At 45.3% G+C, this 11,394-nt stretch carries 12 protein-coding genes; 9 read left to right on the top strand and 3 right to left on the bottom strand.

Annotated features, from left to right (window positions below; translation table 11 throughout):
• From parC to lysS, 7 genes are all read left to right on the top strand, one after another.
• A partial coding sequence (gene parC / locus B3014_RS07790; RefSeq protein WP_289286937.1) for a DNA topoisomerase IV subunit A occupies positions 1-2,016 on the top strand: 2,016 nt, incomplete at its 5' end.
• A 158-nt stretch (positions 2,017-2,174) separates the two neighbouring features.
• Positions 2,175-2,921: a 5'/3'-nucleotidase SurE gene (gene surE, locus B3014_RS07785; RefSeq protein ID WP_289243114.1), complete on the top strand. Its 747-nt coding sequence runs from the start codon at positions 2,175-2,177 to the stop codon at positions 2,919-2,921.
• A gap of 1 nt (position 2,922) precedes the next feature.
• Positions 2,923-3,582, top strand: coding sequence for a protein-L-isoaspartate(D-aspartate) O-methyltransferase (locus tag B3014_RS07780; RefSeq protein WP_289243115.1), 660 nt, complete (start codon positions 2,923-2,925; stop codon positions 3,580-3,582).
• On the top strand, positions 3,582-4,157 hold the full coding sequence (locus B3014_RS07775) for a YqaA family protein (protein WP_286303839.1): 576 nt from the start codon (positions 3,582-3,584) through the stop codon (positions 4,155-4,157). The genes B3014_RS07780 and B3014_RS07775 overlap by 1 nt, the downstream gene beginning before the upstream one ends.
• Before the next feature lie 4 nt (positions 4,158-4,161).
• Positions 4,162-4,962 (top strand): peptidoglycan DD-metalloendopeptidase family protein, encoded by an 801-nt coding sequence (locus B3014_RS07770; RefSeq protein WP_286303840.1) that lies wholly within the window; start codon positions 4,162-4,164, stop codon positions 4,960-4,962.
• A gap of 109 nt (positions 4,963-5,071) precedes the next feature.
• Positions 5,072-6,149 (top strand): peptide chain release factor 2 gene (prfB, locus tag B3014_RS07765; protein ID WP_289243116.1). Its coding sequence is split into 2 segments (ribosomal slippage): positions 5,072-5,125 and positions 5,127-6,149, totalling 1,077 coding nucleotides; the frame shifts between segments, so codons are not numbered across the junction.
• A gap of 13 nt (positions 6,150-6,162) precedes the next feature.
• Positions 6,163-7,656: a lysine--tRNA ligase gene (lysS, locus tag B3014_RS07760; protein WP_289243117.1), complete on the top strand. Its 1,494-nt coding sequence runs from the start codon at positions 6,163-6,165 to the stop codon at positions 7,654-7,656.
• A gap of 123 nt (positions 7,657-7,779) precedes the next feature.
• On the opposite strand, the gene B3014_RS07755 is transcribed toward lysS, so the two are convergent.
• From B3014_RS07755 to B3014_RS07745, 3 genes are all read right to left on the bottom strand, one after another.
• Positions 7,780-8,223, bottom strand: a complete 444-nt coding sequence (locus B3014_RS07755) for a DUF3617 domain-containing protein (RefSeq protein ID WP_289243118.1) — start codon at positions 8,221-8,223, stop codon at positions 7,780-7,782.
• A gap of 83 nt (positions 8,224-8,306) precedes the next feature.
• Positions 8,307-8,834: an NlpC/P60 family protein gene (locus B3014_RS07750; RefSeq protein WP_289243119.1), complete on the bottom strand. Its 528-nt coding sequence runs from the start codon at positions 8,832-8,834 to the stop codon at positions 8,307-8,309.
• Positions 8,835-8,962: 128 nt separating this feature from the next.
• Positions 8,963-9,811, bottom strand: a complete 849-nt coding sequence (locus tag B3014_RS07745; protein ID WP_286303846.1) for an HDOD domain-containing protein — start codon at positions 9,809-9,811, stop codon at positions 8,963-8,965.
• Positions 9,812-9,905: 94 nt separating this feature from the next.
• Between B3014_RS07745 and alaC the strand changes: the two genes are divergently transcribed.
• Both alaC and B3014_RS07735 read left to right on the top strand, forming a co-directional pair.
• On the top strand, positions 9,906-11,084 hold the full coding sequence (gene alaC, locus B3014_RS07740; RefSeq protein WP_286303847.1) for an alanine transaminase: 1,179 nt from the start codon (positions 9,906-9,908) through the stop codon (positions 11,082-11,084).
• 8 nt (positions 11,085-11,092) lie between these two features.
• The coding region (locus B3014_RS07735; protein ID WP_349675872.1) for a Gfo/Idh/MocA family oxidoreductase at positions 11,093-11,394 on the top strand (302 nt) is incomplete at its 3' end.

The following is an 11,394-nucleotide window of genomic DNA, read 5'->3' as shown; positions in this document are numbered from 1 at the left end:
GGTAAATACCATCCTCATGGTGACTCTGCCTGTTACGAAGCCATGGTATTAATGGCACAGCCATTTTCTTACCGTTACCCTCTAGTGGATGGGCAAGGTAACTGGGGCTCAATTGATGATCCTAAGTCTTTTGCTGCAATGCGTTATACAGAAGCACGTCTGGCAGCGTATTCACAGGTACTGTTAAGTGAATTAGGACAGGGGACTGCGGACTGGATACCTAATTTTGATGGCACCATGGATGAGCCAGCATTATTGCCAGCTCGATTACCGAATCTATTATTGAATGGTACGACGGGGATAGCGGTCGGTATGGCGACCGATGTGCCTCCTCATAATCTTCGCGAAGTGGTGAACGCCTGCTTACGCTTATTAAAATCACCAAAAAGCACATTAGACGATCTGCTAGAAGATATTCAGGGCCCGGACTTCCCAACAGGCGCCGAGATCGTTTCCGGCCGTGATGAGATTCATAAAATATATGCCACAGGCCATGGTTCAATAAAACAGCGTGCCTGTTATAAAAAAGAAGAGGGTGAAATCATTATTCATGAATTGCCCTACCAGGTTTCCGGCGCCAAAGTACTAGAACAAATTGCTGCACAGATGCAGGCCAAAAAATTACCGATGGTCGCTGATTTACGTGATGAGTCAGATCATGAAAATCCCGTGCGACTGGTGATTATGCCCCGCTCAAACAGAGTGGATATTGAGAGTTTAATGTCACATCTGTTTGCGACTACAGATTTAGAACGCAGCTATCGTGTCAATATGAATATGATTGGCATGGATGGCCGTCCTCAGGTGAAAAATCTGCTGGATATGCTGCAGGAGTGGCTCAGTTATCGGGTTGAAACGGTTCGTCGTCGTCTACAGTATCGCCTGGATAAAGTGCTGGATCGCATGCACGTGCTGGAAGGCTTACTCGTGGCCTACCTCAATATCGATGAGGTAATAGCCATTATCCGCACAGAGGATGAGCCGAAAACCGTGATGATGGAGCGCTTCGGAATCTCGGACAGACAAGCTGAAGCTATATTAGAACTACGTTTACGCCATTTAGCCAAGCTGGAAGAGATGAAAATCCGTGGCGAAATGGATGAGTTGAGTAAAGAACGGAAACAACTCGAATTATTATTAGGCTCAGATACTCGACTGAAAACACTTATTCGTAAAGAATTGACGGCAGATGCTGAAAAGTATGGTGACGACCGGCGATCACGGATTATAGAGCGACAAGCTGCAAAAGCACTGAATGCCACCGAATTATTACCCACTGAACCTTTAACTATTGTGTTGTCTGAAAGTGGTTGGGTGCGTGCAGCCAAAGGTCATGACGTGGATCCGGCTTCGTTAAACTTCCGTACAGGTGATCGCTATTTTGCGTCAGTAAAAGCCAGGAGTAATCAACAGATTGTGTTTCTGGATGACAGTGGTCGTAGTTATTCACTGGGTGCTCATACCTTACCGTCTGCGAGGGGGCAGGGTGAACCATTGAGTGGGCGGTTACAATCACCTCCTGAGGCCAGGTTTGTCGCTGTTCTTACGGTTGAGTCGGAGCAATCGGTGCTGCTAACCAATACGGCAGGTTATGGTTTTATTACTCAACTCGATAACCTCATCGCTAAAAATAAAGCGGGCAAGGCCATATTTAATATTCCAAAAGGCGCCTCACTGCTGCCACCGTTATTTATAAACAGCAAGGATACACGCGTTGCCGTGGCTTCCGGAGATGGACGTTTATTGGTTTTTCCTGCAGATGACATTCCAGAAATGAACAAGGGCAAAGGCGTCCGACTCATTAATATTCCACAGGCAAAATTCACTTCGGGTCAAGAATGGATGCAAGCGGTCGTTATTGTACCTAATGAACAGGGCCTGACCTTACACGCTGGCAGACGCCACTTAACCTTGAAAGCCACGGATCTGGAGCATTACCAAGGCAGTCGAGGCAAAAGAGGACATAAACTCCCTCGTGGTTTACAAAAAGTCAGTGAGATGGAAGTCGCTGAATAAACGTCATGATGATGACAGTGCCGTCACATCAGATTAGGTAGGCTATGTAAGATTACCTCACGGCATAGCTGGTTTACCTGAATGTATAATGATCGCAGCTCAATCTTGTTAAGATATGAGCGCCTAAATAACAAGAGCTTAAAGACCAAAACAATCTAATGAAAATCCTGATAAGCAATGATGATGGCTACATGTCGAAAGGCATCCGCACACTGGCAAAGGCAATGGCAGAACTAGGCGAGATAACCGTTGTCGCACCTGACAGAAATCGTAGCGGTGCCAGTAACTCACTGACATTGGAAAACCCACTCAGACTGGAGAAACAAGAAGATGGCGTATACAGAGTAGAAGGAACGCCCACTGATTGTGTGCATCTGGCCATTACAGGATTACTCGATGATGAACCCGATATGGTGGTATCAGGTATTAATTCTGGCGCTAACCTGGGTGATGATGTGCTTTACTCCGGTACTGTGGCAGCGGCGATGGAAGGGCGTTTCCTAGGGCTACCAGCCATTGCGATATCACTGACATCACATAATGGAACGCATTATGAAACAGCGGCCTGGGTCGCCAAAAAGTTGGTTGCACAATTAAAACTCTCTGCTTTACCGGCTGATACCATTCTTAATGTCAATGTGCCCGATTTACCGATAGATGAAATTACAGGTATCGAAAGTACTAGATTGGGACATCGTCATAAAGCTGAACCTGTTATCAAAGAAACGGATCCTCGTGGTCGTGCAATGTACTGGATTGGTCCGGCAGGTGAAGAGGAAGATGCAGGACCTGGTACAGACTTTGACGCTATTCGCCGGGGAGCTGTGTCAGTCACCCCCTTACAAATTGATTTAACACGCTACGATGCTATTGATGGCGTTGCCAACTGGTTGAAAGATATTTGAGATGAAAACCGACTACCGAGGCATCGGCATGACCTCTCAGCGAACGCGTGATCGGCTGGTGACCAGATTGCAGGAGCGAGGGATTAAAAATAGTGATGTGTTGTCTGTCATTCGTGAAATGCCGAGACATCTATTTGTGGATGAAGCCTTAGCTAGCCGGGCATACGAAGATACTGCCTTACCTATTGGTCATGGGCAGACTATTTCTCAGCCGTATATTGTTGCAAAAATGACCGAGATTTTATTAGAGGGCGGTCCTCGTCAAAAAATTCTAGAGGTCGGTACTGGCTCGGGTTATCAAACCGCGGTGTTATCCAAACTCGTGGAACGGGTATACAGTGTTGAGCGTATTTCGCCGTTACAAAATCAAGCGCGCGAACGTTTTTATCAATTAAAACTCAATAATATTAAACTCAAACACAGTGATGGAAACTGGGGATGGGAATGGTATGCGCCTTATGACGCTATTATTGTGACCTGTGCACCAGAACACATTCCATTAGAGTTATTAAAACAACTTGCTCCTGGAGGTCGCTTGGTGATTCCTGTCGGTAGCAGCCAAGGACAGTCATTGCGTGTGATAGATCGTGAAGGTGACAGGTATGAGGAAACGGAATTAGACCCTGTCAGTTTTGTCCCATTATTGAGTGGTCAGATTTAATGCGATTATTTTCTGGTTTGTATGCACGAGTGATGATTTGGGCTCGACATAAATATGCGACCTATTGGTTAGCGTTAGTCAGTTTCACTGAGTCTTCGTGTTTTCTGGTTCCACCTGATGTGATGTTGGCACCCATGACCTTAGCAAGGCCTGAGCGAGCATGGTTTTTGGCGATGCTGACCACCGTGACTTCGGTATTGGGGGGATTGTTAGGTTATTTTATTGGTTTATTTGCGTTCAATATGGCTGAACCACTCTTGATATCACTAGGCTATATGGATGCGTATATTCATGCGGCAGAGTGGTTTGACCAGTGGGGTATTTGGGCCATATTTCTGGCCGGGTTTACCCCCATACCGTTCAAAATATTCACTATAGCAGCAGGTGCCGCCAATATGGCACTGATACCGTTCTTGCTCGGCTCGTTTGTTGGTCGAGGAATGCGTTTCTTTTTAGTGGCTGGTCTGATGCGCTGGGGTGGGCCTGAATTGGAATCCAAACTCCATCTATGGGTAGACCGACTAGGTTGGTTCACTGTTCTGGGTTTGGTGATAGGTTATTTTATATTCGTATAGACATATGCAATGGATCGGGCCGCTACTGCTGATTTTTTTATTATCCTCATGTGGTGGGGGCAGTAGAGCATTAGCCCCTGTTGGCTCTTATGGTTACGATAGCAGTCAACGGAAAATAACCTCACCTCCTTCTTCATATACCGTAAAAAAAGGCGACACACTGTATTCCATTAGCTGGCGATATGGCATGGATTATAAGGAGCTGGCGCGAATTAATGGTATTCGTTCGCCTTACACCATCTACGTTGGGCAAAAGCTTAAATTCAAACGATCCACTACCAGCACAAGGACAGCATCCAGCTCGACCTCCAATAAAGGAAAAGCGGTCACAAAACCGAGTTCTACGTCATCAAAACCCAAAGTGACAAAACCCACCACATCCACTAAACCGGCCAAATCTTCAACGACGACGTCCAGCTATAGCGGTAATCAGAATTTACAATGGCGTTGGCCAACAGATGGTGTAGTGATTGGTTCCTATTCCAATAGCAGCTCTGGAGGCAAGGGTATCGATATCTCAGGTAAAGCCGGACAGCCTGTTATCGCGGCTGCTTCAGGCAAAGTTGTATACAGTGGGAATGGACTTCCAAGATATGGCAACTTACTGATTATAAAGCATAATGATGTTTACCTGAGCGCCTATGCTCATAATGAAAGTTTGCTGGTCAAAGAAGGCCAAATAGTCAAGTCCGGTCAAAAGATAGCCACGTTGGGGCGCACCGGTACTCAGCGATATCAATTACATTTTGAAATACGTCGAAATGGCAAACCTGTCGACCCACAACGCTTCTTACCTAAACGATAAAAGTGGGGTACGCCATTTTTATGACAAATCAGCTACAATATGGGGCTTGCCGGATTCGCCGGTGTTCAATCAAATTTACTAGAGGTTACCTTTGGAACTAGGCGCAACGATGCAGCGAATCAAAGACCTACGAGATCGTAGTGACGATCTTAGGGGGTATCTTTGACTATGATGAGAAAGCTGAAAGATTAATTGAAGTCACGCGCGAGCTGGAATCTCCCAGTGTTTGGGAAAATCCAGACATGGCTCAGAAATTAGGGCAGGAACGTGCCAGTTTAGAAAAAATTGTCACGACTTTATCTGGCCATCGTGAAATGCTGGATGATGCAAAAGAACTACTCGAATTAGCAGTTGAGGATAATGATCAGGCCACGTTTGATGCAATCCAGGCTGATCTGAATGAATTAGAAAAAGGTTTGGAAAAGCTGGAATTCCAACGCATGTTTTCCGGTAAGCTGGATAAAAATAATGCGTATCTGGATATCCAGTCTGGCTCTGGTGGTACCGAAGCCCAGGACTGGGCAAATATGATTTTGCGTATGTATCTGCGTTGGGGCGAATCACAAGACTATAAAGTCGAGTTGATGGAAGTGTCAGCGGGTGAGGTCGCCGGTATCAAAAGTGCCACTGTCCGATTTGAAGGTGAATATGCCTTTGGTATGTTGCGTACAGAAACCGGTGTACATCGTCTTGTCCGTAAATCACCCTTTGATTCGGGAGCTCGTCGTCACACTTCTTTTGCGTCTGTATTCGTTTATCCAGAAGTGGATGACACTATCGAGATTGATATCAATCCGGCTGATCTGAGAACGGATACTTATCGTTCCAGTGGTGCTGGTGGTCAGCATGTTAATACCACTGACTCGGCTGTCCGTATTACTCACGTACCGACTAATACCGTAGTGCAATGTCAGACAGAACGCTCACAGCATCAGAACAGAGATCGCGCAATGAACCAGTTACGTGCCAAGCTGTACGAACTGGAGTTAATGAAACAAAATGAAGTGAAACAGGCTGCTGAAGAGTCGAAGTCAGACATCGGCTGGGGCAGTCAGATACGTTCTTATGTGCTCGATCAATCTCGCATCAAAGACCTGCGTACCGGTGTTGAAACCGGTAATACACAAGCGGTGTTGGATGGTGACTTAGACCCATTTATCGAAGCCTCACTCAAATCAGGATTATAAGCTGGAAACCCGAATGACAAATGAAACAGAACTGGATGAAAACCGTTTAATTGCTCAGAGACGTGAAAAACTGGCAGAGTTGAGAGAACAAGGCAATGCCTTTCCAAACGACTTTCGTCGTAATGTCATGAATGCTGAACTGCAGGCAGAGTATGCCGAGTGGGATGCTGAAAAATTAAAAGCGAACCCATTGCGTGTGAAGATTGCTGGCCGCATGATGACCAAACGTGTCATGGGTAAAGCCAGCTTTGCGACGGTACGCGACATGTCAGGTAATATTCAATTGTATGTGGCTCGTGATGAATTACCTGAAGGCGTTTATCCTCAATTTAAAAGCTGGGACTTGGGCGATATCATCGGTGCAGAAGGCACATTATTTCGCACTCAAAAAGGTGAGTTGTCAGTGCATGTTGATAGCATTCAGTTATTAACCAAATCACTCAGACCACTGCCTGAGAAATTCCACGGATTATCTGATCAGGAAACACGTTACCGCCAACGTTATGTTGATTTAATCATGAACGAAGCCAGTCGTGACGTATTCCGTGTGCGGACTAAAATCGTTGATGGAGTTCGTCGTTATTTGATGGCGAAAGATTATCTTGAAGTGGAAACACCCATGATGCAAGCCATTCCTGGTGGGGCAACCGCTCGTCCATTCACCACACATCATAATGCATTAGACATGGGCTTATATCTTCGCATAGCCCCTGAGCTGTATTTAAAACGTTTGGTCGTGGGTGGTTTTGAGCGTGTGTTTGAAATCAATCGCAATTTCCGTAATGAAGGTTTATCTACGCGTCATAATCCAGAGTTCACCATGGTGGAGTTTTATCAGGCCTATGCTGATTACCATGAATTAATGGATCTGACAGAGGACATGTTACGTACGGTCACTCAAGATGTTTTAGGCTCAACGCAAGTTCACTATCAAGGTCTGGATATTGATTTTGCCAAACCGTTTACTCGTATGACGGTAAAAGAGTCGATTCTGCACTTTAATCCAGATCTAACAGCGGAACAGTTGGATGATATTGAGTCGGCGCGTGCGATTGCTAAATCGTTAGATATCCCACTAAAAGAATCATATGGACTGGGTAAAGTCCAAATCGAGATCTTTGAAAAAACCGTTGAGCACCGTTTGATGGATCCGACATTTATCACCGCCTATCCAACAGAGGTCTCTCCACTGGCTCGCCGTAATGATGATGACCCGTTCGTCACTGATCGATTTGAATTCTTTGTGGGTGGTCGTGAAATTGCCAATGGCTTCTCAGAGTTGAATGATGCAGAAGATCAGGCTGAACGTTTCAAAGCGCAGGTAGAAGAAAAAGATGCCGGTGACGATGAGGCGATGCACTACGATGCCGATTATATCCGTGCACTTGAGTACGGTATGCCTCCTACAGCGGGAGAAGGTATCGGTATTGATCGACTGGTCATGTTACTGACTGACTCACCCTCCATCCGTGACGTATTGTTATTCCCACATATGCGTCCGGAATAGCCGTCATGGTTTGATCAAAAAAGGCGAGAAGTTTCTCGCCTTTTTTGTTTCTGGTGTGAGTATCATCGCTAGCACTATATTGTTAACAAGGCCAGCTTTGATCTGATGCAAACTTAACAGCCTTTATTTAGCCGCTGGACATGCACCAATACGCTTTGCAGAAAAGTTCATCGTCATCACCATGGTGCCCATCGGGCTATTCATCTCACTGCTCATTTGACCATCCATATGGTCGCCTCGGAAATTAGTGTGGCCGATAAAGTGATTTTTTATCCCCTGTATATCACAATCCACAGCAAAGTCAGCGGTGTCACGTAATACGTTGACTTTTTGAACCAGGCACTGCTTAGGAATCTCCAACATATCCACACCTTTATCAATTTGTGCTTGAGTAAGGCATTCCTGATTACTTGATGTTTGTGGCTCGAGAGACATCGGCCCTTGAATCGTTGTCGTGGTCGTATGAGCCCACATTCCTGGTGTTAAATTTGGTTTGTCAGCGTAGGCTGGTAAACAAACAGCCATAAGACTGAAGCATGACAGCATTAAGCAAGCGCGTTGGAACATGATGCGTTCTCCTAAAAATGTACTGATGATTGAATAATCAATCTGGCACATATTGCCGTGAGTCTGACGATATAGCAATGTGCCTAAGGTGAAATGCTGCTTACCGGTTTCACTCTCACTGCTTGCCAGAAATAACGCGCCCAGTAACTATTATGCATACTCGAGATAGTGACACCTATTTTCGTCGAGACGTGAAGAAATTTGTCCTCTTCCAGGTAAATACCTACATGACTGCCTTTGCGGAAAAAAACTAAGTCCCCGGATTTAAGCTCAGTGCGTTTGATGTGTTTTCCCTGCAGGATTTGTTGGGAGGTTGTGCGTGGCATAGTGATACCAAACAAGTGTTGATACGTCTGCTGGACAAAGGCTGAACAATCGATACCCGATCGGTTATTGCCACCTAAACGATAGGGGGTGCCATTCCATTGCTGATACTGACGATATAGCTGGCTGAGAGTGTGTTGCTGATCAATAGTGCCAATAGGTTGTGGTGGAGTGTATACGGGGGGACTTGTCTGACAGGCGGCCATCAGAGACATTAAAGATAATAATAAAAGCCGCTGCGAGTAACGTTTGAATCGATTAAACAAAGTGTCAAACTCAGAGTTCATGTGTAACCGTGTATTTTTTCTGTGACAAAGTTACTCTACCTGATTTCGGCTTTTTGCTCCTGAACAATCTCAATGACATAAACAAAAAAGGGCAGAAGATCTGCCCTTTAATAATCAGCATATCAACGCTATGGTTGTATATTGAATAAAGCCAACGCTTCCAGATATTCTTCACTATTCTCATCGATTTCATAGACTGTGAGGCCTGTATCAGCGCCTACTTTCTCAAAAGAAATCACTTTGTTTAATGTGAGGGGATCCAGGGCTTTTTCCGTATCAAATAAGCTTTGCAGATAGGCTACTTGAACCACATCTACCAAATCAGGACCCGCTGGACCACTGTTGCGATTTAGATTTTTATGCTCAGCAGCGACATCAATTAAGCTTTGCGGAAATTCCCATTTGCGAAGAATAGCAGCGCCAACGCGTGGGTAGAGGTTGTCGATAATCTGATCCAAGCGTTTTGGATTGTCTAATAAACCTGCTTCCTCTTCTGCCTGCATCAGAATAGGTAAAGTACCAATCGAATGGATTAAACCAGCCAACATCGCTTCATCCGTATTCATTTTTGGAATTTTGCTGGCGAGCACCTGACTTTGCGCAGAAACCTTGGTGCTATGTTCCCAAAGCGCTTTAAGACGCTTCTCCAATCGTTTATTGGAGGCATTGAACATTTGTTCCATCATCAGGCTGGTGACGATATTACGCACCATGGTCAGGCCTAATCTTGGCACCGCCATGTGGATACTCTCAATCGGAACACGACCACGATATAAAGGACTGTTCGCTACTTTTAATAAGCGCGCCGACAGGGCGGGATCGGTTACAATAATGTCTGCCAATTGCACTGCAGTGGCATCTGGGTCATCAACAACTTCTCTCACCTTGAGTGCCACTTCTGGCAATGTGGGTAAAAGAAGTTTACCGTCCTCAAGATCTTTCAGGATTTTGTTATAAAATAGGTCTTGCTGGCTCATAGTAATCGCTTCTGATAAATGAATTTGAAGTGTTTATTAATTTCAGTTATTTTGCTTAGTTTGCCGACAGTTTTAGCTTATCGCAGGTATTCAGTTGAACGACGAATTTCCAAGAATTAAACGCCTTCCGCCTTACGTTTTCAACATTGTAAATGATTTGAAAGCAAAAGCACGTGCGCGTGGTGAGGATATCATTGATTTTGGTATGGGTAACCCCGATCGCCCGGCACCCGCGCATATTGTAGAAAAACTGGTCGAAGCGGCGCAGCGGCCAGATACTCACCGTTACTCAGTATCACGCGGTATTCCAAGGCTGCGTAAAGCCTGCACTGGCTGGTACAAACGCAAGTTTGATGTTGATCTTGATCCCGAAACAGAATGTATTGTTACCATCGGTTCTAAAGAAGGGCTAGCGCACTTAGCATTAGCGACAGTAGGCCCAGGTGATGCGGTGTTAGTACCTAATCCGGCTTATCCGATTCATCCTTATGGTTTTGTTATCGCTGGTGCAGATATTCGCCATGTGCCGCTTACCCCGGATGTAGACTTTTTTGCGGAGTTAGAAAAGTCGGTCAAAGATTCATGGCCTAAACCTAAAATGCTGGTGCTTAACTTTCCCGGTAATCCCACTACTCAATGCGTGGATTTGGACTTTTTCCAGAAGGTTGTGGATTTTGCTCGCGAGCATAAAATCTGGGTGGTGCATGATTTAGCGTATGGTGAAATCGTGTTCGATGGTTATAAAGCACCTTCCATCTTACAAATACCAGGCGCGAAAGAAGTGGCTGTGGAGTTTTACACACTGTCAAAAACATACAATATGCCTGGTTGGCGTGTTGGCTTTATGTCTGGTAACCCAACATTAATTGCTGCTCTGGCGCGGATGAAGTCCTACTTGGATTACGGTATGTTTACACCGATTCAGGTAGCAGCCATCACCGCCTTGGAAGGACCACAGGATTGTGTTGATGAGATTGTTGAAACATACAGAAGTCGTCGTGATGTCTTGTGTGATGGTTTAAATGCGATTGGCTGGCAGGTTGAAAAACCGAAAGCGACCATGTTTGTATGGGCAAAAATTCCAGAGAAATATCGTGAGCTTGGCTCATTAGAATTTAGTAAAAAATTATTGAAAGAAGCGAAAGTGGCTGTCTCACCTGGTATTGGTTTTGGTGAGTATGGTGATGATTACGTTCGCTTTGGATTGATCGAAAACGAACATCGTACACGTCAGGCGATCCGTGGGATCCGTGACATGATGAGAAAACCGTAGGGGGCAGAGTGCAATCAGTAAAAATCGGAATTCTGGGCTTAGGGACGGTTGGTAGTGGTACTGTCAACGTATTAACCCGGAACTCGAGAGAAATCAGTCGTCGTGCAGGTCGTGATATTGAAATATATCGCGCTGCTGATCGTGACCTTGATAAACCTAAAGGCTGTGACACTTCTGCTATCAATTTAACGGATGATGCTTTTGACATCATCAACGATCCTGACATTCAGATTGTGGTTGAATTGATTGGCGGTACCGGTGTGGCGAAAGAGTTGGTAATAAAAGCCATCGAAAACGGCAAGCATGTCGT

The sequence above is a fragment of the Methylophaga sp. UBA678 genome, assembly GCF_002299105.1.
Taxonomy (GTDB): Bacteria; Pseudomonadota; Gammaproteobacteria; order Nitrosococcales; family Methylophagaceae; genus Methylophaga; species Methylophaga marina.
Note: the sequence above shows the minus strand (reverse complement) of the source record. Positions and strands in the feature narration are given on the sequence as shown.

Excerpts from the sequence above, each read along its gene's own strand:
- surE (WP_289243114.1), top strand. The coding sequence starts at position 2,175 with ATGAAAATCCTGATAAGCAATGATGATGGCTACATGTCGAAAGGCATC.
- B3014_RS07780 (WP_289243115.1), top strand. The coding sequence starts at position 2,923 with ATGAAAACCGACTACCGAGGCATCGGCATGACCTCTCAGCGAACGCGT.
- B3014_RS07775 (WP_286303839.1), top strand. The coding sequence starts at position 3,582 with ATGCGATTATTTTCTGGTTTGTATGCACGAGTGATGATTTGGGCTCGA.
- B3014_RS07770 (WP_286303840.1), top strand. The coding sequence starts at position 4,162 with ATGCAATGGATCGGGCCGCTACTGCTGATTTTTTTATTATCCTCATGT.
- lysS (WP_289243117.1), top strand. The coding sequence starts at position 6,163 with ATGACAAATGAAACAGAACTGGATGAAAACCGTTTAATTGCTCAGAGA.
- B3014_RS07755 (WP_289243118.1), bottom strand. The coding sequence starts at position 8,223 with ATGTTCCAACGCGCTTGCTTAATGCTGTCATGCTTCAGTCTTATGGCT.
- B3014_RS07750 (WP_289243119.1), bottom strand. The coding sequence starts at position 8,834 with ATGAACTCTGAGTTTGACACTTTGTTTAATCGATTCAAACGTTACTCG.
- B3014_RS07745 (WP_286303846.1), bottom strand. The coding sequence starts at position 9,811 with ATGAGCCAGCAAGACCTATTTTATAACAAAATCCTGAAAGATCTTGAG.